The 23,193-nt window shown below is 44.9% G+C and carries 21 protein-coding genes and 2 pseudogenes; 5 read left to right on the forward strand and 18 right to left on the reverse strand.

The genetic code is table 11. The features are described 5' to 3' along the window. Positions 1–54: 54 nt before the first annotated feature. From FYJ57_RS01320 to FYJ57_RS01370, 11 genes are all read right to left on the reverse strand, one after another. Positions 55–1,203, reverse strand: a complete 1,149-nt coding sequence (locus FYJ57_RS01320) for a chitobiase/beta-hexosaminidase C-terminal domain-containing protein (RefSeq protein ID WP_154431235.1) — start codon at positions 1,201–1,203, stop codon at positions 55–57. Positions 1,204–1,230: 27 nt separating this feature from the next. Continuing rightward, entirely contained in the window at positions 1,231–3,777 is a 2,547-nt protein-coding gene (locus tag FYJ57_RS01325; RefSeq protein WP_154431236.1) for an FtsK/SpoIIIE family DNA translocase, read from the reverse strand. A 32-nt stretch (positions 3,778–3,809) separates the two neighbouring features. Continuing rightward, positions 3,810–4,685, reverse strand: coding sequence for an undecaprenyl-diphosphate phosphatase (locus FYJ57_RS01330; RefSeq protein WP_154431237.1), 876 nt, complete (start codon positions 4,683–4,685; stop codon positions 3,810–3,812). A gap of 123 nt (positions 4,686–4,808) precedes the next feature. After that, positions 4,809–4,991, reverse strand: coding sequence for a hypothetical protein (locus FYJ57_RS01335; RefSeq protein WP_022172459.1), 183 nt, complete (start codon positions 4,989–4,991; stop codon positions 4,809–4,811). 69 nt (positions 4,992–5,060) lie between these two features. Continuing rightward, the gene (locus FYJ57_RS01340; protein WP_022172458.1) at positions 5,061–5,726 is read right to left on the reverse strand and encodes a ClpP family protease; all 666 of its coding nucleotides are present in this window, start codon (positions 5,724–5,726) and stop codon (positions 5,061–5,063) included. A gap of 120 nt (positions 5,727–5,846) precedes the next feature. Next, positions 5,847–6,575, reverse strand: coding sequence for a YebC/PmpR family DNA-binding transcriptional regulator (locus FYJ57_RS01345; RefSeq protein WP_154431239.1), 729 nt, complete (start codon positions 6,573–6,575; stop codon positions 5,847–5,849). A gap of 17 nt (positions 6,576–6,592) precedes the next feature. Next, complete coding sequence (locus FYJ57_RS01350) at positions 6,593–7,921, reverse strand: hemolysin family protein (RefSeq protein WP_154431240.1); 1,329 nt, start codon at positions 7,919–7,921, stop codon at positions 6,593–6,595. A 107-nt stretch (positions 7,922–8,028) separates the two neighbouring features. Beyond that, complete coding sequence (locus FYJ57_RS01355; RefSeq protein WP_022172455.1) at positions 8,029–8,376, reverse strand: type II toxin-antitoxin system PemK/MazF family toxin; 348 nt, start codon at positions 8,374–8,376, stop codon at positions 8,029–8,031. A gap of 183 nt (positions 8,377–8,559) precedes the next feature. Further along, on the reverse strand, positions 8,560–9,690 hold the full coding sequence (gene alr / locus FYJ57_RS01360; protein ID WP_022172454.1) for an alanine racemase: 1,131 nt from the start codon (positions 9,688–9,690) through the stop codon (positions 8,560–8,562). Between the two features lie 21 nt (positions 9,691–9,711). Then, the gene (locus FYJ57_RS01365; RefSeq protein WP_154431242.1) at positions 9,712–11,208 is read right to left on the reverse strand and encodes an NAD(P)H-hydrate dehydratase; all 1,497 of its coding nucleotides are present in this window, start codon (positions 11,206–11,208) and stop codon (positions 9,712–9,714) included. Between the two features lie 143 nt (positions 11,209–11,351). Then, positions 11,352–12,017 (reverse strand): redox-sensing transcriptional repressor Rex, encoded by a 666-nt coding sequence (locus FYJ57_RS01370; RefSeq protein WP_022172452.1) that lies wholly within the window; start codon positions 12,015–12,017, stop codon positions 11,352–11,354. Between the two features lie 150 nt (positions 12,018–12,167). Here FYJ57_RS01370 and abc-f point away from each other — a divergent pair, with 150 nt between their 5' ends. Next, entirely contained in the window at positions 12,168–14,075 is a 1,908-nt protein-coding gene (abc-f, locus tag FYJ57_RS01375) for a ribosomal protection-like ABC-F family protein (RefSeq protein WP_154431243.1), read from the forward strand. A 147-nt stretch (positions 14,076–14,222) separates the two neighbouring features. On the opposite strand, the gene FYJ57_RS01380 is transcribed toward abc-f, so the two are convergent. Further along, on the reverse strand, positions 14,223–15,056 hold the full coding sequence (locus FYJ57_RS01380; RefSeq protein ID WP_022172450.1) for a S8 family peptidase: 834 nt from the start codon (positions 15,054–15,056) through the stop codon (positions 14,223–14,225). Between the two features lie 94 nt (positions 15,057–15,150). Between FYJ57_RS01380 and FYJ57_RS01385 the strand changes: the two genes are divergently transcribed. Beyond that, the gene (locus tag FYJ57_RS01385) at positions 15,151–16,851 is read left to right on the forward strand and encodes a S8 family peptidase (RefSeq protein ID WP_205839884.1); all 1,701 of its coding nucleotides are present in this window, start codon (positions 15,151–15,153) and stop codon (positions 16,849–16,851) included. Positions 16,852–16,931: 80 nt separating this feature from the next. Here FYJ57_RS01385 and FYJ57_RS16475 read toward each other — a convergent pair. Further along, positions 16,932–17,243: pseudogene (locus FYJ57_RS16475) on the reverse strand (hypothetical protein); the annotation flags it as partial. Here FYJ57_RS16475 and FYJ57_RS16160 point away from each other — a divergent pair. Then, positions 17,214–17,352 (forward strand): annotated as a pseudogene (locus tag FYJ57_RS16160) (DUF6783 domain-containing protein). The pseudogenes FYJ57_RS16475 and FYJ57_RS16160 overlap by 30 nt on opposite strands. A gap of 235 nt (positions 17,353–17,587) precedes the next feature. Here the strand turns inward: FYJ57_RS16160 and FYJ57_RS01395 are convergent. From FYJ57_RS01395 to FYJ57_RS01405, 3 genes are read right to left on the reverse strand one after another with little or no spacing between them, the layout of a single operon-like run. After that, positions 17,588–18,904: a M18 family aminopeptidase gene (locus tag FYJ57_RS01395; protein ID WP_154431325.1), complete on the reverse strand. Its 1,317-nt coding sequence runs from the start codon at positions 18,902–18,904 to the stop codon at positions 17,588–17,590. Continuing rightward, the gene (locus FYJ57_RS01400) at positions 18,897–20,303 is read right to left on the reverse strand and encodes a uracil-xanthine permease family protein (protein ID WP_154431245.1); all 1,407 of its coding nucleotides are present in this window, start codon (positions 20,301–20,303) and stop codon (positions 18,897–18,899) included. The genes FYJ57_RS01395 and FYJ57_RS01400 overlap by 8 nt, the downstream gene beginning before the upstream one ends. Further along, on the reverse strand, positions 20,284–20,475 hold the full coding sequence (locus FYJ57_RS01405; RefSeq protein WP_022172440.1) for a hypothetical protein: 192 nt from the start codon (positions 20,473–20,475) through the stop codon (positions 20,284–20,286). The genes FYJ57_RS01400 and FYJ57_RS01405 overlap by 20 nt, the downstream gene beginning before the upstream one ends. Before the next feature lie 106 nt (positions 20,476–20,581). Between FYJ57_RS01405 and FYJ57_RS01410 the strand changes: the two genes are divergently transcribed. Together FYJ57_RS01410 and FYJ57_RS01415 are read left to right on the forward strand one after the other, a co-directional pair. Beyond that, positions 20,582–20,935 (forward strand): hypothetical protein, encoded by a 354-nt coding sequence (locus FYJ57_RS01410; RefSeq protein WP_154431246.1) that lies wholly within the window; start codon positions 20,582–20,584, stop codon positions 20,933–20,935. A 15-nt stretch (positions 20,936–20,950) separates the two neighbouring features. Continuing rightward, complete coding sequence (locus FYJ57_RS01415; RefSeq protein ID WP_117523707.1) at positions 20,951–21,229, forward strand: hypothetical protein; 279 nt, start codon at positions 20,951–20,953, stop codon at positions 21,227–21,229. Positions 21,230–21,326: 97 nt separating this feature from the next. Here FYJ57_RS01415 and pgsA read toward each other — a convergent pair whose 3' ends face one another. Together pgsA and rimO are read right to left on the reverse strand one after the other, a co-directional pair. Then, positions 21,327–21,863 (reverse strand): CDP-diacylglycerol--glycerol-3-phosphate 3-phosphatidyltransferase, encoded by a 537-nt coding sequence (gene pgsA, locus FYJ57_RS01420; RefSeq protein WP_022172437.1) that lies wholly within the window; start codon positions 21,861–21,863, stop codon positions 21,327–21,329. Then, entirely contained in the window at positions 21,847–23,184 is a 1,338-nt protein-coding gene (gene rimO, locus FYJ57_RS01425) for a 30S ribosomal protein S12 methylthiotransferase RimO (protein WP_154431247.1), read from the reverse strand. The genes pgsA and rimO overlap by 17 nt, the downstream gene beginning before the upstream one ends. Positions 23,185–23,193 lie beyond the last annotated feature (9 nt).

A 23,193-nucleotide genomic window follows, 5' to 3' on the forward strand; every position in this document is an offset into this window, starting at 1 on the left:
GTGTTATAATCCTCTGTCTATTTTGCCATAAAAATGTAGAAAAATCAATAGCTTCTATTTGGCTTCTGTAAGTTTGTAGATTGCGCTGCCCGGACTGCTGACTTTATTGTGTTCGTCGACAAGAATCGCATAGAAAGTATGTGTTCCTTTTAACATCTTTACAGGCTGATCTTCCTGATACAGTTCGTCGGCAATCGTTGGTTTTTTGTCAAATGCATAATATGCTCTGCATCCTTTTGGAACAATGATATAGATATTGGTATCCATGTCCGTGGTAAAGCTTCCTGATGACGGAGAAATTTGTGGCGGGTCAGGAGCTTCGTAAGCAATCGTGTATGTTTTGCTGACAATATCGCTTGTAATTCCCTTTTTGTTCACTGTAACCGCTTTGATAATGGTCTGACCTTCTTTGAGTGCAATACTGTCGGTATACAGATTACTTGAGGAAGTCGGATCTGTTCCGTCGGTGGTATAATAAATCTGATCTTCGTCCTCTTTGGAATATAAAGAAAGAGTTTTCGGCTCGTCATAGCTGCCCTCTGGAAGGCTGAATACCGGATTCTTACTGATATAAGCAGAAAATTTATTCAGTATGTCATCATTATCACAGCTGTCCAGCAGATTTTTCACTTCATCGGGCTGATCATTTTCCATATATATTTTGATGAGCTGATTATAAGCGGATTGGTTATCCGGTTCCAGACGAATAGCATCCTGAAGCGTTTTGATTGCCTGATCCGTCTTTTCCAGCTTAACCTGTACCTGTGCCAGAAGAAGTTTTGCATCAACGTCCGAATCATCCAGACTGACAGCACGCTCTACAAATTTATAGCTTTCTTCGTATTTGTGATTGGAAAATGCAGTATCTGCCATGCGGATCTGGTAATCAAAATCGTTGTAATTTTTTTTGTCCATACCAAGTTTGAAAAACAGACCGGCAGCAACCAGAACAAGAACACCGGCGACAGATACCAGGATCATCCGTTTCTTCTTCGCTTTTTTTCGACGGCGGTTCTCAGCTGCGATCGCTGCACGCTTTCTGGCAGCGGCGGCTTCTGCCTGTTCTTTTTCTTTTTTCAGTTTTTCCTGAACCATATAATCGCCAAAGGAATCATAATCAGGAACCCATTGTACTTCCTGACCGCAATTCAAACAGAAAAGTCGTCCTTCTTCAATCGGCTCTCCACAATTTGAACATCTCATTTTTATTCTCCTTTAAAAAAATATATGTTATAAACATTCTTCAATATAAGTATCAAATTCTTCCATCGACATCAGAACCTTTCGTGGCTTCGTCCCCTCTTCCGGACCTACGACACCGGCTTCACATAACTGATCCATTATGCGGGCAGCCCGGTTAAAGCCGATCTTGAACATACGCTGTAACATTCCAATAGAAGCTTTGTCTTTATCAATGATAAATTTTCCTGCATCTACGAAATAAGCATCCAGATCCTGTCCGGAACCTGATCCGGAAGTGCTGCTTTGAGAAGCATTCATCATATCAGTGATCTTACTGTCATATACCTGATCCGTCTGATGATTGTCTGTGAGAAATTCCACAACTTTTCCCACTTCTTTATCTGATACAAAAGCTCCCTGCAATCGTACCGGCTTCTGATATCCCTGTGGATAATAAAGCATATCTCCTTTTCCCAGAAGTTTTTCTGCTCCATTCATATCCAAAATCGTTCTCGAATCCACACCCGAAGATACAGAAAAAGCAATACGGGATGGCATGTTTGCCTTGATCAGTCCTGTGATGACATTGACGGATGGTCGCTGTGTAGCAATGATCAGATGAATACCGGCTGCTCTGGCCAGCTGAGCCAGACGGCAGATCGCATCTTCTACTTCGCCAGGAGCTACCATCATAAGATCTGCCAGCTCGTCTACAATGATCACGATCTTTGGAAGTTTCTGAGGTTTGTTTTCGTCTTCTATATCAGCCAGCTGCTCCACTTTCGCATTATATCCTTTCAGGTCACGAACGTTGTATTCTGCGAATTTGTTATAGCGGTCAGTCATTTCTGCCACAGCCCAGTTCAATGCGCCGGCAGCTTTTTTCGGGTCAGTGACTACCGGAATGAACAGATGTGGAATACCATTATAGACACTTAACTCCACTACTTTCGGGTCAATCATGATCAGCTTTACTTCATCGGGTCTGGCTTTATAGATGATGCTCATGATCAGAGTATTGATACACACGGATTTACCGGATCCGGTAGCACCGGCAATCAGCAGATGGGGCATCTTACCTATATCTGCGACAACTGTTTTTCCTCCAATATCTTTACCGACGGCAAATGCAAGTTCAGATGAAAATTCTCGGAATTCCTTTGTCTCTAACAGATCCCGAAGCATAACCGGACTGTTGGTAGCGTTTGGAACTTCTATTCCGACAGCTGCTTTTCCGGGGATCGGTGCTTCGATTCGAATATCGGCAGCTGCAAGATTCAACTTGATATCATCTGCCAGTCCTACAATTCTACTGACTTTGACACCCTGTTCCGGTTGCAATTCATATCGGGTCACAGTTGGCCCGCAGCTTACATTGGTGATGGTTACGTTTACACCAAAATTGTGCAAAGTTGTCTGCAATTTCATGGCAGTTTCACGCAGATGGTCGTCAGAATCTCCGGATGCATTTCGATCGCCTCGTTTCAGAAAATCAACCGACGGAAAAACATATTCTTTTTTTGCAGGTTCTCTGGCGATTTCCTGCTGAATATTTTCTATCCCATTTGCTATCTCTTCCTGCGAGGAACGCGGCTTTCTGTTACGGGTGGCTTTTTCCGTATGAGATTCTGTAACAGTATCCTGCTCTTTTGATATATCCGGGTCTGCCTGTACTTCGTCGCTTGTAACAGGTTTTAATTCCTGTACATCAAACGGAAGCTCCTGCCGGATGGCATTGACAGGTTCTTCAGGGACAGGGGCAGGTGCAGGACGTTCGATATGAATCTCCGGCATGGCGGGAGAAGTCGCGTTTGCTTTTGCGGCTTCACGGGCCAGTCTGCGTTCTTCCCGTTGCTTTTGTTTTTCTTTTTTTATATTTTCTTTCGCGTTTTCTTTTTCCGGAACAGTATTGTTTTCTTTTGGCAGCTTCGTCTCTTCCAGTGCAAACACCCCACGTTCTTCTACTCGACGGGCGTGATTTTCAAGTGCTTCCTGATATACCTTTTCACCGGTTTTCTTTAATGGCGCAAGAACCGTATGCTGCGTGATAATGATCACAGAGATGATCAGAAAAATAAACATCAGCACATAAGCACCTGCAGTACCAAAGGAAACACATAAAAACTTTGCTGTTGCACCACCGATGATTCCACCGCCGGTTTTGTGCTGTGAACAATAAGTATAATATCCGCTTACCGTATCTCCCTTCAGACAGCCGAGAGTAAACAGGTGAATCAGTGTAGTAAGACACCAGAATGCCAGTGCGACACCCCAGAGTTTCCGAGACATCAGGTCATTGTCATAATTTGCGATAGCAAATGCAGTTCCCATAAACAGAACTACCGGAAACAGATAGGCCATCCAGCCGAACAGTCCGAAAAAAAACTGACTGATAACAGTTCCTACTTTTCCACCGATATCAAAATTGCTGATCACCAGCAGTACGGAAACAGCCAGTGTGATCAAGATCGTGATTTCTGTAACCAGCTCCCGGTTATACGCCTGTTTCTGGCGCTTTTTAGCGGAAGGTGTTTTTTTACGGGTTGTTTTCCTTCCGGCAGTACTCTTTTTTTTTCGTGTCCCCGTTGACGGCATAGATGTTATCTCCTCCCCTTATCTGATATGCTCTACACAAAATAACAGACGATCGCAAGAATCCCCATGATAAAACAATAGATGGAAAAAATGCGAAGTTTTTTCTTCTTTATAAAAGCCAGCATAAATCGAATGGAAAAATATCCGACGACAGCTGCGGTGAGCATACCTGCTGTATAACTGAATCCAAGAGACCAGGTGACAGATTTTGATTCCAGTTTTCCACATTCAAGAATCATAGCACCCAGGATTGCCGGAATCGATACAAGATAAGAATATCGAATGGCGAAACCGCGGCGGAAACCGCATAAAAATCCGGCGATTATAGTGATACCGGAACGGGAAATTCCGGGAATCACACTGATTCCCTGACATACGCCGATAGCGAGAGCCTGAGGAACTGTAATATGTTTTGGCAGCTTATTCCCCAATTGCCAGTTGTCAACTACGAGCAGTACAACTGCAGTGATAAGCAGACCAAGTCCGGTGACCGAAAGGGAAGAACTACACCGGTCAACAAGATTCTGCAGCAGATATCCAAGAATACCGGTTGGTATTGTAGAAATCAGGATCATCGCAACCATGGTGCGGTAATTGTTACAAAGAATCTTGCGATAGGGTGTTGTCTGTGCACTATGCATTTTATTATCAATATATATTTTAAAATTGGCAGTCAGATCCTGAAAAATATGTATGGTTTCCACCAACATACGGAACAGATCGTTTTTAAAAACCAGACAAATAGCGATCAGTGTACCAAAGTGCAGCAACACATGAAAAAGTACATCGGTATCTGTTCGGATATTTAATAAATTTTCTAAGATGACCAGATGGCCGGAACTGCTCACCGGCAAAAATTCCGTAAGCCCCTGGACAATTCCCAGAATCATGGCGTCAAAAAAACTCATGGTTATCCTCATTTATTGTTTATTTGTATGCTTCTCTTACATCAAAATATTATTATATCATAAAAATACGGGAGATACAATCTCCCGTCGCTCTTTTCGGATGAAAATCTGAACTTTTAGAAATTAAGCAGCCATGATTGGAGAAAAAGAAATCAGAACTCCGCAAAGTATTGCCAGGGTAATGGCAAGTACGGTAATTACAAAAAAGCGGGGACTTTTTTTATCTTTGACAAGAAGTCGTCCGCACTGTGGACAGTGAGTCAGGCTGTTTTCAAATAACAGCGCACACTCTGTACAACGTTTCATAGCCTTGTTCCTCCGAATACATAAACTTATCTGTCTCCTCATTTTAACACGAATCGATCGGCAGAACAACTATATGTTTTTCTTCATCAGTTCTTTTAGCTTATTCAGTGCTTCCCGGATACCACCGATCTCGTTGATCAGGCCTTCTCTGACAGCATCCTCTCCTTCTAACATGGTTCCGACATCTTTGACCAGCATAGAGGTATCAAGCATCAGTTCTTCCAGACGTGGCTGAGTGATATCGGAATGCGCGGCGATAAAACCGGTGATTCTGTCCTGGGTTTTTTCCATGTTACGATAGGTTTGCATAACACCAATGAACATACCATTTGTGCGCACGGGATGAAGAACCATGGTCGCGCTTGGGACGATGAAACTGTAATCAGCAGAGACGGCAAGAGGAACACCGATGGAATGCCCGCCTCCCAGAACCAGTGATACGGTTGGCTTGCTGAGTGATGCGATCATCTCTGCGATAGCAAGTCCGGCTTCCACGTCACCGCCTACCGTGTGCAGAAGAATCAGGATTCCTTCAATTTGTTCATCATCTTCAATCAGAGCAAGCCGCGGAAGAATTTCTTCATATTTGGTGGATTTGGTACGATCTCCCAGAGATTCATGCCCTTCCACTTCTCCGATGATGGTGAGCAGATGAATCCGGCTTTCCAGGGGTACAGCGTTATCTATCGGTTCTGCTTTTGGCTGTAGCTTTTGTTTCGTTTCCTGTTTGTCCATATTCGGCATCTCCTTTTACTTTCTGTGAACTGTCAGTGTTCCCAATCAGTATGGACAGTTATGGACAAAAAAATACGCCGGAGACATGGGAAACCATGCCCGGCGTAAAATATTGTTGTTTTATTCGTCCCAGTTATGATATACAGCCTGTACATCATCATCATCTTCCAGAAGATCCAGAGTTCTCTGCAGATTTTTAACAGCAGTTTCATCTGTTAGTTCCACATAATTCTGCGGAATCATGGTAACTTCTGCCTCTGCCATTATCACGCCTTCTTTTTCCAGAGTTTCACGGACAGTGGAGAAATCGTCCGGATCGGTGATGATCTCATAACAGTCATCCTCTTCGGAAAAGTCTTCTGCACCGGCATCCAGAGCCATCATCATCAGGTCATCAGCTTCCATCTCGCAGTCTTCCTTTGCAACAATGATCTGACCCTTTTTATCGAACATGAAAGATACACATCCAGGAGTACCAACGTTTCCGCTTCCCTTTGTGAAGGCACTTCTTACGTTTGCAGCAGTACGGTTTTTGTTGTCGGTCAGGGTATCTACGATGATCGCGATACCGTTCGGACCATAGCCTTCATAGGTGATCATTTCGTAGTTATCGGCGTTGGCATCACCGGCTGCTTTCTTGATACCGCGTTCGATGGTATCGTTCGGCATGTTGTTTGCTTTTGCTTTTGCGATGACATCACGCAGCTTGCTGTTGTTTTCAGGATCCGGACCGCCCTCTTTTACGGCAATTACGATCTCACGGCCGATAATTGTAAAGATTTTTCCTTTTTTTGCATCATTCTTTTCTTTCTTGTGTTTGATATTGGCAAACTTAGAATGTCCTGACATAATATAAACTCCTTTTTCTATTGTATTTTTTCTACTCTTATTTTTTGAATAATATTGTCCTCAACAGAAAGAATCTGGAAACAATATCCATTCGCATTTATCTCTTTATCTTCAGCTGTCGGAATGTGCCCCAGCAGTGAAGTAAGATATCCGTTTAAGGTTTCAAAAGCATGATCACCAAGGTCGATACCCAGGACTTCTTCCACATCATCCAGTGGTGTCAGACCATCCATCAGAATACTTTCGTCGAACTGTGGCTGGATAAATTCTTCGGATTCGTCATACTCATCGAAGATGTTTCCTACAATCTCTTCCAGAATATCTTCCATCGTTACCAGCCCGGCGGTCTGCCCGTATTCATCGACAACAATTGCAATATGGATTTTTTTCGTCTGCATTGCCTGAAAGAGAGAATCTATTCCACGGGTTTCCGGGATATAAGCGACGGAACGAACCAGCTTTGGAATCTGCATCAGGCTTTTGGCTTCATATTCTGCCCGATTCTGATGTTCCATGGCATCTTTGATATGGATAAATCCAACAATATTATCGATATCTTCATGGTATACCGGATAACGGGAATTACTGTGTTCCGACATATATACAATGGCATCCTTCAGCAGGGTAGTATCGTCCAGCGCATTGATATTTTTCCGGTGAGTCATAATATCTTTTGCTGATTTATCATGGAATTCCATGATATTCTGGATCATCTCCGCTTCGCTCTCCTGAATGATACCCTGTTCATGGGCTTCATCTACAAGATCAATGATTTCATCTTCTGTTACATCATCTTCTGTGTGATTCGGATCAATACCAAACAGGCGTACGGTGAGATTGGTTAAAAGTTCCATCAATTTTGTAATCGGCCAGGCCAGAATAATTCCTGCCTGCACCATATGTACCATCCGATAAGCGGAAGCTGCTGCATGACGAGAGCAGATTCTTTTTGGTACCAGAATGCCGAAAGTGGACAGTAAAATCAGATCCACAAAAAGTACCAGTATACACAGTATGATCTTTCCGGGGTTTTCTGTGAAAAAGGCACCTGCAGTGGTAGCAGAAAGACTGATAGATACTGTCTTCATAATGCTTTTCAATTGTACATAACCTACCAGAAAGCTTAACAACATATGGTAAAACTGTACGGTTTGAATCAGTGATCCAGGGGCATTCATAATGTGAAGGAGAAGTTTGCTTTTTCTGTCTCCCTGTTCCGCTTTGTCTTCTATCTCATTTTCATTGAGGTTCTGGATCGCGGAACCGAATCCGTAAAAAATACTGTTGATTACTATAAACAGCAGAAATAACATCCACCCGGCGACCGGATTATCACTACTATCCATATACACTCCTTTTTTCTGTGCGTATTATTAAGATCATAAGGCATAAGCACACAGTTATGCCCGAAAAAGTATATCACCTTACTATTTATTCGTCAAGCAACTCCATGTTATGTAGGAAGTTCCAGACTGATTTTCAGTGCTTTGTTTACTTTTGCAAGGGCTTCCGGATCCAGATGACAGATCTTGTCTTTCAGCCTTTTTTTATCAATGGTGCGCAGCTGTTCGAGAAGAATGACGGAATCCCTGACAATGTCGTAAGCAGATGCGTTGATCTCGATGTGCGTAGGCAGTTTGGCTTTATTCATCTTGGAAGTAATGGCAGCACAGATCACTGTCGGGCTGTGTTTGTTCCCGATATCGTTCTGGATGATGAGTACCGGACGGATCCCTCCCTGCTCACTTCCCACCACCGGACGAAGATCCGCATAATAAATATCTCCTCTTCTTATATTCACATTCTCCACACTCCGATTCCTATGTTCTGTCAGAAATTTCTGACATCTATAGTATTTCCTTGTTTATCCGGTGTATGCAGGTATATAAGAAATTTATCGATGGATGTTCGCTATTCGGCAGGTAGTAATCCGTAAAGTATTTCTATAACAGTGAAGGTACTGAATCATTACACATGGATGATTTTACAGATAGATTCTCGGTACACGCTTTGTGATACAGCAGATCAGTTCGTAGGAAAAACGACCGGACAGATCACCCAGTTCTTCTGCGGTGATCGTGCTGCCGTGGTCAGTTCCGAGTAATGTTACTTCTGTTCCGCGAACTGCTTCCGGAATGTCAGACACATCAACCATGAACTGATCCATACAGACTCTGCCGATAATCGGTGCTTTCTTTCCGTTGATCAGTAAGTATCCCTTATTGGAGAGGGATCGTGGATAACCGTCCGCGTAACCGACCGGAATGGTTGCGATCCTTGTAGAATCTCTGGTTGTGACAAAGGTTCCGCCATAACTTACTGCTACTCCTGCTTCCACTTCTTTTACGAAAGAAATATGACTTTTCAGTTCCATTACCGGTTGCAGTGCCACGCCCGGATTAACGACTTCGTCAGACGGTGCGATACCATAAAGTGTAATTCCCGGACGTACGGCATCGAGATCACCCTCACGGTGCCAGAGGATTCCTGCACTGTTGTTACAGTGACGGATCGGAATCCGAATACCGGCTTCTTCCAGCAAAGTCAGAAATTCCTGATAGTTTGCGAATTGCTGATGGGCAGAGGTCAGATCCTGTTCGTCTGCTCTTGCAAAATGAGTAAACGCACCTTCGATCGTAATTCCCGGAAGTTTGCTGATCCGCAGGATCTCAGGAAGGCTTTCTTTGGGATGACGAAAACCGATTCGTGTCATACCGGTATCAAATGCCAGATGGATCGGATGTACTTTACCTGCTTTCTGAGCCTCCTGAGATATCTTTTCAGCTGTTTCATAATCAAACACTGCCGGACGGATATCCAGTTTCACCAGTGTCTGATAATCTTCCGGAAAGACATAACCGAGGATCAGTATAGGTTTTTTTAAACCGGCATCGCGGAGTTCTTCGGCTTCCGGTACATTGGCTACCGCATATCCCCAGATGTAGTCTTTTCCTTCCATAAGATGTGCCACAGGAACTGCTCCATGACCGTAAGCATTGGCTTTGATCACACCAATCATCCTGGTTCCTGGTGTAAGATTTTTTTTCATGTTTTCCAGGTTTTGTTCCAGCGCATCCAGATGGATGGCGGCATAGACCCGACTGTTTTTTTTCATAATTTATTTTCTCCTGTATGTTCAATTCTGACTGTCCATTTTCTGCAGCTGTGCTTCAAGACCGGAAAGAATATCTGTAGCTTTCATGGAACGGGCTCCTTTGGCAGAGGCGGCCTGATCGCCGGCAAGCCCGTGAAGCCATACCGCAAATGGTGCCGCCTTGGAAGGGTTCATTCCCTGTCCAAGCAATCCTGCAACTACCCCACACAAAACATCACCCGAACCTGCGGTGGCCATCCCATCGTTGCCGGTCAGATTCAGGAAAAAGCTTCCGTCTGCGGTTCGAATCCAGGTTCGCGCATCCTTCATGATCAGAGTACAGGAGCAGTTGTTATAAAATACATCCATAAACTTCTGCGGATGTACTTTCAGATCACTGATCGTACACTCTGCCAGCCGGCTCATTTCTCCGAGATGAGGGGTCAGGATGCAGGCAGCATCGCACTGTGCCTGCAGATCTTTTCGTTTTGCCAGAAGATTTAAAGCATCTGCATCAATGACTATAGGCTTGCTTTGACGGAATGTCAATACTGTTTGCAACAAGTTCTCCGCTGTTTTGGAAGTAGAAAGCCCCGGACCAACAGCAACCACATCTGCCCAGTCCATAGCTTTTCTAACAATTTCTGACAGTTCATCCGGTGTCATGGAAGGTTCATAAACCGAAAGCATGGCTTCCGGAAACTGCTGCTGCAGGATGATACGGTTGCTTTCATCCGTCAGGATACGGACCATCCCGGCACCGCTTAAAAGTGCCGCTTTCGAAGAAAAGTAAGCTGCCCCGCTCATATTACGGCTTCCGGCTATCAGCAGGATTTTTCCGAAAGTTCCTTTGTTGCCGGCAGGATCCCGCGCAGGAAGCCAGGAAACATCTTTGTTATCCAGTGAAAAAACGCCTTCGGATGCACCGTAGATGCCAACATCTTTCACCTGAATATGTCCGGCATAGACGGATCCAGGGTACAGACTGATCCCAAGCTTACGGTATGCAAAGGTGACCGTTTCGGTTGCCCGGATGGCAGTGCCCATAACCTGTCCCGTGCCTGCATGGATGCCGGATGGAATATCCACCGCAAGAACCGGAATGCCGGAAGCATTGATTTTCTCTGCCAGAGCCTGGTATTTTCCGGACAATTCTCTGGATAATCCGACACCAAAAAGTGCATCTACAATAGTAGTATATTCAGAAAACCGGCAGTTGTTGACTATCGATACCTGATAATTTTTAGCTGCCTGCCACTGAATGTGCATTTCTTCGGTGAAGGATGTGTGATTTCCGGCGAGATAAAGATCTACCGGATATCCTGCCAGATGCAGAAGTCTTGCAACTGCAACGCCATCTGCTCCGTTATTGCCGGAACCGCATACAACCAATGTTTTTTTCAGTGGAAAATGTTGCTTCAGACAGTCAAATACCGCCATTGCTGCCCGTTCCATCAAAACCAGAGAAGGAATGCCCATCTGCTTAATCGTAGACTGGTCAAGCTGCTTCATCTGTTTTCCTGTTACTAAAATCTGCATAGCTATGATCTCACTTTCTGTAAAACTATGAGAAACACGCTCTGCGAGTTTCTCATGGTTATCGCGGCCTCTACACTCCGTTTCGGTCGTTGCTCACGTAAATAAAAGGCTGCTGCCCTCTGTTGGCAGCAGCCTTGCTGTTGTTAAATTTTGCCTTGTTCCTGTTTATGATCTTTTTCAAAACGGCTCAGATTGTAGGAAAGTCGCATCAGGCTTTCAGAAAGGTGCACATTTTCCACGATCACATCCTCCGGCATAAAAAGATTCAGATCTGTGTGGGCAAAATTCCAGATGGCTTTTACTCCCACATCCACCAGCAGTTTTGCCATATCAAGGGCTTTGGCTTTCGGCAGGGTCAGAGTAGCAATCTCTACATGATTATCCTTCACGAACTCAGGAAGTTCGTCAATCATACGGATTTCGATGCCGCGCACGGAAACTCCCTGCATGACCGGATTCACATCGAAAATCCCGACAATTTTAAATCCCTGTTTTTCAAACTGTGTATAATTGGCAAGTGCCTGACCGAGATTACCGGCACCTACGATAATCATATTGTGTGTGCGATCCAGCCCCAGGATTTTTGCAATTTCCGAATGGAGATATTTAACGTTATATCCGTATCCCTGCTGTCCGAATCCACCAAAATTATTAAGATCCTGTCGGATCTGAGAAGCTGTCACTTTCATCCGCCCACTCAACTCATTGGACGAGATTCTTTCTACCCCATCTTCCATCAGTTCTCCCAGATATCGATAATATCGGGGAAGACGTTTGATGACTGCTCTTGATATGTCTTTTTCCTCCACGCTGCTTTCCTCCTGCATCATACTAATATTATTATAGTTAAGTGTGAAAAGTTTGTCAAATAAACTTCTGATTTTGTTGTGATTTTCTTGCGAATTTTCTTCATTCATGTATAATATTCGATAGACTTGTGAAATTTAAGGAGGTTTTTCATGATTTTATCATGTCAGAATATTAATAAATCATTCGTAACAGATGATGTTTTAAAGGATGTGTCTTTTCATCTGGAGGAAAGGGAAAAGGCTGCACTGATCGGACCGAATGGTGCCGGAAAGTCCACACTGTTAAAAATCATTATGCAGGAGATGCCGGCAGATTCCGGTGAGGTGATAGTTGCCAAAGGGAAGACACTCGGTTATCTGGCACAGCATCAGGAAGTCAGTGGCGACAATACGATCTACGGGGAGCTGCTTTCTGTCAAACAGTATCTGTTAGACATGGAAGAAAAGATCCGCACCATGGAACAGCAGATGAAGACGTTGACCGGACGGGAACTGGATGAACTGCTCGCTTCCTACTCCCGTCTCACTCATCAGTTTGAACTGGAAGGTGGTTATGCCTGCCGCAGTGAAGTTGTAGGTGTATTAAAAGGTCTGGGATTTGAGGAAGAGGATTTTTCAAGAAAGATCGGCACATTATCCGGCGGACAGAAAACCCGTGTGGCGCTCGGACGTCTGCTGTTGTCCAACCCGGATATAATTCTTCTTGATGAGCCGACCAATCACCTGGATATGGAATCTATTGCATGGCTGGAGACATATCTGATCAACTATAAAGGCGCGGTATTTATCGTCTCCCATGACCGTTATTTTCTGGATCGCGTCGTGACAAAAGTAGTCGAAATCGATCGCGGACATGTTCGTACTTTTATGGGGAATTATTCTGCGTATGCAGAGAAAAAGGCAATGATCCGAGATGCGGAATATAAGGCATGGCTGAATCAGCAACAGGAAATTAAGCATCAGGAAGAAGTCATTGCAAAATTAAAATCTTTCAACCGGGAAAAATCCATCAAACGTGCAGAGAGCCGGGAGAAAATGCTGGATAAGATCGATGTGCTGGATAAACCGGTGGAAGAAAATGTCGAAATGCATCTGGAACTGAAGCCGCGCGTAGTCAGCGGAAACGATGTATTAACAGTAAAAAATCTGGCGAAAGCATTTCCTCAGCAGGAGCTGTTCTCCAACGTGGATTTTTCTGTGAAACGGGGAGAACGTGTTGCGATTATCGGCGCCAATGGAACCGGTAAGACAACCATTCTTAAGATTTTAAATGGTCTGGTGGAGCCGGATGCAGGGGAAATCGAACTGGGTAGTAAAGTACAGATCGGTTATTATGATCAGGAACATCACGTACTCCATATGGAGAAAACAATCTTTGAAGAAATCTCCGATGAGTATCCTTATCTGACAAATACAGAAATCCGCAATGTACTGGCTGCGTTCTTATTTACCGGAGATGATGTCTTTAAACTGATCAGTGCTCTTAGCGGTGGCGAGCGTGGTCGTGTTTCTCTGGCAAAGCTGATGCTTTCCGAAGCGAACTTCCTGATTCTCGATGAGCCGACCAACCACCTGGATATCGTATCCAAAGAAATTCTGGAACAGGCGCTGAAACACTATACCGGAACTGTACTGTATGTGTCTCACGATCGTTATTTCATTAATCAGACCGCGACCCGGATCCTGGAGCTTACAAATCAGGCAATGGTCAATTATATCGGTAATTATGACTACTATCTGGAGAAAAAAGAAGAACTGACACAGATTTATGCACCGAAGGAGGAAGAAGCTGTTGCGGATGTTTCAGCATCTGCAACCAAACTTGACTGGAAACAGCAGAAAGAAGAACAGGCGAGACTTCGAAAACGGGAGAATGATCTAAAAAAGACAGAAGCAGAAATCGAAAAGCTGGAAACCAGAGACGGTGAGATTGATGAAGAGATGGCACAGCCGGAGGTTGCTGTCAATGTGGCGGAATGTGTGCGGCTTTCAAAAGAAAAGGTAGCAATTGCAGAAAAACTGGAAGAACTGTATGCAAAATGGGAGGAACTGGCGTAAACTATGAGAAACACGCTCTGCGAGTTTCTCATAGTTATCGCGGCAGTCGCCAAGGTCTCGTGCAACCACGGACTTTTTATGTCAAGGTGGTTCGATGGTTATAACTGCTTGAATCCCTGCACCTTCTGTTTTTGGTGCCATGTCTGTTTAGAGTGCAAGAAGTTTTTGAATGTCCAGTTTTCCCCATCCCTGGCGGTTTCTTGGATATCCGAGATCCAAACAGGATTCCCGCAGCAGCATTTTTACTTCCACATTTGTAAGAAAAGGATCTTTCTGTAACAACAAAGCAATAGCTCCCGAAACTCTTGGTGTGGACATCGATGTTCCGCTTTTGATGGCATAGCTGTTTCTTTTGTTGGCACAGGAGATCACATCTGCCCCGGGGGCCACCAGATCCGGTTTGCAGACACATTCTGCTGTGGGACCGGCACCGGAGACAGAACTGATCCGGTCCAGCATATCACTTGCTCCCACAGTGATCACTTTCTTACTGCTGCCCGGGGCTGTGACACTTCCATATGCAGGTCCCATATTACCGGCTGCGGTCACCACAACAAAGCCCTGATCCCATGCCTGTTCCACTGCTTTTATCAGTCGTGCGGCAGCTTTTGAATCCATTGCGGCAGCGCCCACAGAAATATTGATGATTCGTATTCCATAGAGGTTCTGATTGAAAGAGATCCACTGGAGTGCCCGTAAAACATCCTGTAAGCGTCCGTTTCCACGCCTGTCGAGTACTTTTGCAGCAACCAGGTGACACCCGGGTGCAACACCCTGATAGCGTCTGTCACTGGCTGTTCCGTCGCCTGCAAGAATTCCTGCCACATGTGTTCCGTGTCCGGAGTCATCATAAGGGTAAGGACGGTGTCCGAGAAAATCCTGAAATCCCCGGATCCGTTCACCAAAATCGATATGGGGATACAGTCCGGTATCTAAAATGGCAACGCCAATACCGGTTCCTGTCCATGTATTTGTGTACATAGAAAATCCGGCCTTTTTTCTATGGTATGATATAAAAGGTGAAAGGGAAAGTGGAAACGGTGCATATAGTAAAAAAAAGACCAACAGGTATGATATGAGTCAGCACCAGGATGCTATCTATGCAAATGACAGAATAGATCTGATCCTTCCTTACGGAAAAATTGACGAGGAATTCTATCAGCAGATCATTGCTCCGTATGAACCTACTGTGATCAACGATCAGTTTGTAGTGATCCATATACCGATTCGGCCGAATGGACTTCTTGAAAATATACGGTTTGTGTACAGTCTGGTTCCGAATCTGTATGTTCCTCTGGATACAACCAGTCTGGAAGTCAGCGGAATCCTACAGACACAAAATCAACCAGGGCTGAATCTTCATGGAAAAAATGTGTTACTGGGATTTGTGGATACGGGAATCAATTATACGCATCCGGCTTTTTTATCAGCAGATGGACAGACGCGGATCGTGGAAATCTGGGATCAGACAGTGCCCTCTTCCACCGGGGACGGACCTTTCGGGTATGGGACCGTCTATACGGCAGAACAGATCCAAGAGGCAGTAAATCTGGAAAATCCTCTTTCCCTTGTGCCGGTGACAGATCCGGAAGGACATGGAACCTTTATAGCGGGGGTAGCTGCCGGAAGTGAAAACCGGCAGCAGGAATTCATCGGAGCAGCCAATGAGGCTCAGATTGCGGCAGTGAAGCTAAAGGAAGCAAAACAGCCGCTTCAAAATTTTTATTTTTATTCCGGAGAGAAACCGGTATATCAGGAAAATGATATTATGACGGGAATTCAGTATCTTGTGGAACTGGCAGAACGCCTGCAGCTGCCGTTGGTGTTGTGTCTGGCACTGGGGAGTAACCAGGGAGATCATATGGGATATACCCCCCTTGATCTCACTTTACGGAGACTGGATACGGTTCCGGGAATTGTCTGCGTTACTGCAGCGGGAAATGAAGCAGGAAAGGCACATCATTATTTGGGTAATGTTACAGGATATACCCAGCCCACATCTGTGGAAATTCTGGTTCCCGAGGGCTGTCCTGGATTCTTTGCAGAACTGTGGGGCTTTCCACCGGAACTGTTCTCGGTAGGCTTTCGCTCTCCTTCCGGGGAGATAATTCCGCGGATACCGGCAAGGCTTGGACAGATGCAGAATATTCCGCTTTTTCTTGATCGTACCCACATTGAACTATATTATGAAGTAATACAGAGTACTTCCGGCAGTCAGCTTATTTTTCTTCGTTTTGTTATGCCCACACCGGGAATTTGGACGATACAGGTATATGCATCCGGTAATACCAGAAGTGAATTCCATCTGTGGCTTCCCATAAGTGGATTTGTGTCTTCGAATATCATCTTTCTTATGCCGGATCCTTATACAACCATCACAGCACCGGGAAATTCCCCATATGTGATTACCGCAGGGGCTTACGATGCTTACAGCAAAAGTATCTATCTCAATTCCGGCCGTGGCTATACAAGAAATCAACAGGTCAAGCCGGACCTTTGTGCCCCGGGGGTGAAGGTGTCCGGACCGGGAATCAGGGACAGTTATGTACAGCGGGACGGAACGAGTGTTGCTGCTGCCCTGACAGCGGGAAGCTGTGCTCTTTTGATGGAATGGGGACAGAAATTGCCGGTTCCCCGCTATCTGTCAACCTATGAGATGAAGAATCTTTTGATTCGCGGAGCAATCAGGAATCCGGATCTTTTTTATCCCAACCGGGAATGGGGATATGGAACTCTGGACGTTTATCAGGTGTTTCGTGCGATTTCCACAACTTAAAAACTTTTTGGTGAATCCGTAACCATCTGTATGTCCATTCCATAAGATGAAGTGTAATCAATCCTAAACGGAGGAATACTTCAATGAGTGATATCACTGCTACAAACTGCGGATGCGAACGGGACTGTGGATGTAACAATGGATGTAACGGCGGATGCAACAATGGATGCAATGGAAACGGACTGTTTAATTTCTGGGGCGGAAACGGAAACTGTAGCTGCATTCTCTGGATCTTGATCCTTCTGGCTTGCTGCGGAAACAATGATGGCTGTGGCTGCGGAAACAATGACAACAACTGCTGCCTGATTCTGCTGATCCTTCTGTGCTGCGGCGGATGCGGAAACGGCTGCTTCTAAGCGTGTCTGAAAAAGGTTTTTCGTGAGCTGCGAGTCCCACTTTGTGGGAAATTTTATCCGAATGAGGGTAAAATATACCGCAAAGTGGGGCTTGCAGATTGCGGAAATGATTTTTCAGACACGCTCTAGTACATCGTTTCGTTAATAATTGTATTATTCCCTGCGCCTGCGGTGTCTGTTCCCTGCCGCAGGCGTATATCTACATAATAGTGTGATGTGAATTAAGTCAAAGGATGACACGTGACAGTTATTGCCGGGAGTCCGGGGAAAAGAGATCGGAAATCCTGGTATGCAATGTACTAAAAGGCAGGTACGTTCAATGGTTACGCACCTGCCTTTTGACAATATAGAATAGTTATATCAGCATGTCGCATGCATGATTATATGTGTTTGATTGTATAGCTTCCATAACCACTCTCGCAGATCGAACTCTCAAAGAAGTAGGCAGCAGCACGGATCAGATATCCGGTATCTTCACTTCCTGCGGTTTCATAAGGTGAATGCATGGCCAGCTGTGGAAGGCCGATATCTACGGTATTTAACGCTACCTGTGTGTTGGAGATATTACCAAGGGTAGAGCCACCTGCCATATCAGAACGGTTTAAAAAGGTCTGATATGGTACATCTGCCCGTTTGCAGATTTCCTGGAAGATACCTGCGGCCATGCCGTCTGTAGTATATTTCTGATTGGCACTGTATTTGATCACAATACCTCCATTCATATACGGACGGTTGGTCGGACACGCCTTATCTGTATAGTTTGGATGTACGGCATGAGCATTATCTGCGGAGATCATAAAGCTGTTTGCCAGATATTTTCGGTAAGCGGACTGGTTTTTTCCCATTGCTTCACAGATGCGGATCAACGTATCGCGAAGTAATGTAGAAGCAGCCCCCTGCTTGCTGGAACTTCCCACTTCTTCATTGTCAAAGACACAGTGAAGCGGAATACTTTCTCCGTCCTGTGCCTGTAAGAAACCTTCCAGTGACGAGAATGCACACTGCAGATCGTCCAGACGACCGCAGGAAATATATTCTCCCGAAGCACCCCATACAGTACCGGGAGTCCGGCTGTATACATAAAGATCGTGTGCCAGAATATCTTTCCGGGCAACACCGGCAAGTGCTGCCATTTGTTCCATAAAGGTTCCTTTTGCGTTTTCATCTCCATACAGAGGAAGGAGCTCTTTCTGCGGATTAAACGGAACGCCGTTGTTGGCATCACGGTTCATGTGGATCGCGAGGCTTGGTATCATCACCAGGTCCTTTTTAACATCCACCAGTTTTGTGACAATCTGCTCTCCGTCTTTCACTACCAGGCGGCCAGCTACGGACAGCGGACGGTCAAACCACGGAGCGCAGAGCATACCGCCATATTTCTCTACGTTCAGTTTTACATAATGTCCTTCTGCCTCTATCTCCGGGTTCTCTTTAATCTTGAACATCGGGGAATCGCTGTGGCTTGCCATGATCTGAAAGCCTTTCCACTCCTTTGCCGGGATACGGAAGGCAATAATGGATGAGCCGTTGCGGATCACATAGTATTTTCCACCTGCCTGCAAGTTCCAGTCAGATCCCTCAAGAAGTGGCTGGTAGCCTTCTGCCTTCAGTCTGCATCGCATCGCTTCGATCGCATGAAATGCAGTCGGACTGTTTTCAATGAAAGAAAATAATTTTTCTGTTGTCATATTATGCATTTTTTTTACCTGTACTTGCATGAATTCCACGGTTTTCATCTCCGGTTTCATTGACACCGAATTCGTAGTCGTTGCCCGGCAGAATGATGTTCAGCAGAATACCTGCGATTGCTGCGATAGCAAGTGCTGTCAGGGTAATTGGAGTGCCTGCGATGGTAAAAGTGATACCATTGCTGAATCCAAGACCGCAGACAAAGATGACACCTGCGATGATCAGGTTTCTTGATTTGGTCAGGTCTACTTTGTTTTCCACCACGTTACGCACACCGATTGCAGAAATCATACCATACAGCATAAAGCTGACACCACCGATGATTGAAGATGGCATGGTACTGATGATGGCGGATACTTTCGGGATAAAGCTGATGATGATCGCAAAGCATGCAGCGATACGGATAACCAGCGGATCATGTACACGGCTCAGTTCCAGAACGCCGGTATTTTCTCCGTAGGTGGTATTGGCCGGTCCGCCGAGAAGGCCTGCCAGAGCTGTAGCAAGACCATCTCCAAGCAGTGTTCTGTGAAGTCCGGGTTCTGCCAGAAAGTTTTTCCCAACCGTCGCAGAGATGGCAGACATATCACCTACGTGTTCCATCATAGTTGCGATAGCGATCGGAGCCATAACGAGGATGGCAGTCACGTCAAATTTTGCGAACTGCATCGGCGGAAGACCTATCCAGTTTGCAGTACTTACAGAAGAAAAGTTCAGGATGGCAGAGCCGTCCGGATTGGTAATTCCCATCGCGTTCATGATCAGTGCAACCACGTATGAGATCACAACCCCCATCAGTATCGGGATAATTTTAAACATACCTTTTCCCCAGATGTTAAAGATGATAATTACGGCCAGAGCAACAAGTGCGAGAAACCAGTTGGTGGAAGCATTATTGATCGCAGAACCGGCAAGAGTCAGTCCGATACAGATGATGACCGGTCCGGTTACTACCGGAGGAAGGAACCTCATCACACGTTTTACGCCCACCAGACGAATGATCAGAGCAAGCACCAGATACATCAAACCGGCTACAACCACACCACCGCAGGCGTATGCAGCTTTGTCATTAACACTCATGGTTGCATACATACCGGTGTTCAGGTTGGCTACTGTTGAAAATCCCCCAAGGAAAGCAAAGGATGATCCAAGAAATGCAGGAACCTGGAACCTGGAGCACACATGGAATAACAAAGTGCCGAAACCTGCACAGAACAGCGTTACGGCGACGGTCAGTCCGTGTGTCGGACCTTCGCCACAGGCATCTGTAAAATAGCTGTTTACCAGAATCGGAACCAGAATGGTTGCACCGAACATGGCAAACATATGCTGCAGACCAAGGATCAACATTTTGGGGATTCCGAGTTGTTTGGCATCGCGAATCACATCATTTGTTTGATTTGTCATAACGTCTCCTTTTTCTTATTGTATTATTTTTTGCCTGTTCTATTATAGGGGTATTTCTGGTGGATTGCAAGGGAATTCCTTTCGGTTTTCGCTCCAGACATTCGATATCCAGTTCGTAGAGTGCGTTTCCGTCAATAACAAGTTTTTGCGTCTTTCTTTTTCGATTTTCCATACCGGATACTTCCTTTCAAAAGTCACATTCCTGCTTATATCTTATGCAGCCGGCTTCTCTTTTTCCGATGTGAAGCATAAGATAGTAGAAAAAACGGGGAAATTATATGAATGAAGACCGTATAGCTCCGATGACACCTCTGGATCAGATGCTGGCTCAGGATTCTTTACAGATGCTGAAAGCCGCCGTCCCTTATTTTCCGGCAGATGCACAGCGGGTTTTTGCTTTGTATGCAAAAATGATGGAACTTTCCCATACAATTGCAATGTTTTCCGGAGGTCCTGCAGAACTGATGATGATGTCCGAAGAGTCCGGAACTTCACAGCCACTGGATATTCTGCAGCAGCTTCGAACGTATGCAGGTGAAAGCCAGAAAGAAATGATTGATCAGATCTTATTTGCCTTTCACGCACTGGAGATTTTGCAGATGCCTAAGGAACCTGCAGATCCGCTTGGATAAGGAGGTAAAAGTTTTATGACTCAGGAATGGATGAAGGATTCGACACTGGAAGGAATTGATCCGGCTAAGATGGCACTGTTACAGTCTCTGATACAACAGGGAAGTAAAAAAAATCAGAACGAAATGCTTGCATTTTTAATGTCCGCAGCAGCCAATTCAAAGAAAAACGGACTGCAGTTCAGCCCCGGAGAGATGGATATGATTACAAAGGTGTTAAAAAAAGGAAAATCATCACAGGAAATTGCAAAAATGGATCGGATCTTGTCGATGATGAAAATGCTTCGGAGGGGATAAAACGATAAAATTATCGGAAGATTCAAAAAGAAGAGATATCTGTAATTACTCCACAAATATCTCTTCTTTATATTTTATAATTTTCAGTTGTTGTATTCTATTCCTGCATGGAAAGAACACTGCGGTTCTGCCACAGGTATGTGATCAGAGAAATTACGGTCAGGATCAAAGAAGCATAGATCAGAATCTGCTCCACAATCACAAAACCACCACCCAGGTTTGCAATCAGAATGATGATCATAAACATCTGGCAGACAGTTTTACATTTGCCCCAGTAATTAGCTGCGATAACTACGCCATTGTCAGAAGCGATCAGTCGGAAACCACTGATAACAAATTCGCGTCCGATGATGATGATAACGATCCAGCTCGGGATCCGGGACATATCAACCAGGCAGATCATGGCAGAACAAACCAGCAGTTTGTCTGCCAGTGGATCCATGAACTTTCCAAAATTAGTTACCAGATTATCCCGTCGCGCCAGATAGCCATCCAGCATATCAGTCAGACTTGCTATAACAAAGATAGCAAGTGCCATCCATTTGGACCAGGTGCTAAAATTTCCAAGAAGAAATACTACAAAAAACGGAATCAAAATAATACGAAGCATCGTAAGTTTATTCGGTGTATTCATCTGCAATCTCTCCTATCAAATCATATTCCAGGGATCCTGTTACGTGTGCTTTTACAAAATCACCAGACATCAGAAGTTCTCCGGTATTGATAAACATATAACCATCAATGCCCGGTGCATCTGCGTACGTACGTCCCACATAAGCATTTTCATCTGCTACTTTTCCCTCTATCATCACCAGATAGTCTTTTCCCACACAGCTTTCTCCTCGTTCCAGAGAAATTTCCTGCTGCAGTTCCATAAGTTCTGCCTGGCGATCCTGTTTGACTTCTTCCGGAATCTGGTCCTCCATAGTTGCTGCCGGTGTATCTTCTTCCGGAGAATACGTAAATACACCAAGACGGTCAAATTCCATCTGATCCACAAATTCCATCAGTTCCTCATGATCTTCCTGAGTTTCTCCCGGAAAACCGGTAATCAGCGTGGTTCGAAGGACAATATCCGGGATCTCTCTGCGAAGAGTAGAAACCATGTCGATCAGCTGCTGTTTTGAAGTACGTCTTCCCATTCGTTTCAGGATTTTATCACTGGCGTGCTGGATTGGCAGATCCAGATAATGACAGATTTTTTTCTCATCACGAATCGTCTCGATCAGCTCCGGATAGATTTCTTCCGGATAACAGTACAGAAGACGGATCCAGACAATTCCGGGAATCTTACAGAGCTCTTTTAATAACAGGTGCAGTGATTTCTTACCATAAAGATCTGTTCCGTAGATGGTGGTTTCCTGGGCTACCAGAATCAGTTCCCTGACGCCTTGTTCTGCCAGCTGTTTTGCATGCTCAATCAGAGTTTCCATGGGAACGCTGCGATAGTTTCCTCTGATTTTCGGAATGATACAGTAAGTACAGTGTTTGTTACATCCTTCGGCTATCTTCAGATACTCATAAAAACCGCCGGTTGTGATCATACGCTTGCCGGGCATCTGCGGTATGCCCTCCAGTGGTGTAAATACATGACTTACTTTTCCTTTCAGGGCTTCATCAACGGCATCTAAAAGAGCTGCCTGACTGTTAGTACCTAGAACGGCATCTACTTCCGGGATCTCTTTTGTGATCTCTTCTTTGTAACGCTGAGCAAGACAGCCGGTCACAATCAATGCTTTCAGATTGCCTTTGGTTTTATAGTCAGCCATCTCAAGAATCGCCTGAATACTTTCTTCTTTTGCATCATGGATGAAACAACAGGTATTGACGACAATCACATCTGCCTGCGATTCATCATCGGTCACTTCGAATCCATGGCTTACCAGCGCCCCCAGCATCTCTTCTGAATCAACCAGATTCTTGTCACATCCGAGAGACATGAAAAATATATACATAGATTAATA

It is taken from the genome of Oliverpabstia intestinalis, assembly GCF_009696065.1.
GTDB classification, from domain to species: Bacteria; Bacillota; Clostridia; order Lachnospirales; family Lachnospiraceae; genus Oliverpabstia; species Oliverpabstia intestinalis.

Excerpts from the sequence above, each read along its gene's own strand:
- FYJ57_RS01325 (WP_154431236.1), bottom strand. The coding sequence starts at position 3,777 with ATGCCGTCAACGGGGACACGAAAAAAAAAGAGTACTGCCGGAAGGAAA.
- FYJ57_RS01410 (WP_154431246.1), top strand. The coding sequence starts at position 20,582 with ATGAATGAAGACCGTATAGCTCCGATGACACCTCTGGATCAGATGCTG.
- FYJ57_RS01380 (WP_022172450.1), bottom strand. The coding sequence starts at position 15,056 with ATGTACACAAATACATGGACAGGAACCGGTATTGGCGTTGCCATTTTA.
- FYJ57_RS01335 (WP_022172459.1), bottom strand. The coding sequence starts at position 4,991 with ATGAAACGTTGTACAGAGTGTGCGCTGTTATTTGAAAACAGCCTGACT.
- FYJ57_RS01415 (WP_117523707.1), top strand. The coding sequence starts at position 20,951 with ATGACTCAGGAATGGATGAAGGATTCGACACTGGAAGGAATTGATCCG.
- FYJ57_RS01320 (WP_154431235.1), bottom strand. The coding sequence starts at position 1,203 with ATGAGATGTTCAAATTGTGGAGAGCCGATTGAAGAAGGACGACTTTTC.
- FYJ57_RS01385 (WP_205839884.1), top strand. The coding sequence starts at position 15,151 with ATGAGTCAGCACCAGGATGCTATCTATGCAAATGACAGAATAGATCTG.
- pgsA (WP_022172437.1), bottom strand. The coding sequence starts at position 21,863 with ATGAATACACCGAATAAACTTACGATGCTTCGTATTATTTTGATTCCG.
- FYJ57_RS01395 (WP_154431325.1), bottom strand. The coding sequence starts at position 18,904 with ATGCATAATATGACAACAGAAAAATTATTTTCTTTCATTGAAAACAGT.
- FYJ57_RS01330 (WP_154431237.1), bottom strand. The coding sequence starts at position 4,685 with ATGAGTTTTTTTGACGCCATGATTCTGGGAATTGTCCAGGGGCTTACG.
- FYJ57_RS01365 (WP_154431242.1), bottom strand. The coding sequence starts at position 11,208 with ATGCAGATTTTAGTAACAGGAAAACAGATGAAGCAGCTTGACCAGTCT.
- abc-f (WP_154431243.1), top strand. The coding sequence starts at position 12,168 with ATGATTTTATCATGTCAGAATATTAATAAATCATTCGTAACAGATGAT.
- rimO (WP_154431247.1), bottom strand. The coding sequence starts at position 23,184 with ATGTATATATTTTTCATGTCTCTCGGATGTGACAAGAATCTGGTTGAT.
- FYJ57_RS01350 (WP_154431240.1), bottom strand. The coding sequence starts at position 7,921 with ATGGATAGTAGTGATAATCCGGTCGCCGGGTGGATGTTATTTCTGCTG.
- alr (WP_022172454.1), bottom strand. The coding sequence starts at position 9,690 with ATGAAAAAAAACAGTCGGGTCTATGCCGCCATCCATCTGGATGCGCTG.
- FYJ57_RS01400 (WP_154431245.1), bottom strand. The coding sequence starts at position 20,303 with ATGACAAATCAAACAAATGATGTGATTCGCGATGCCAAACAACTCGGA.
- FYJ57_RS01345 (WP_154431239.1), bottom strand. The coding sequence starts at position 6,575 with ATGTCAGGACATTCTAAGTTTGCCAATATCAAACACAAGAAAGAAAAG.
- FYJ57_RS01405 (WP_022172440.1), bottom strand. The coding sequence starts at position 20,475 with ATGGAAAATCGAAAAAGAAAGACGCAAAAACTTGTTATTGACGGAAAC.
- FYJ57_RS01340 (WP_022172458.1), bottom strand. The coding sequence starts at position 5,726 with ATGGACAAACAGGAAACGAAACAAAAGCTACAGCCAAAAGCAGAACCG.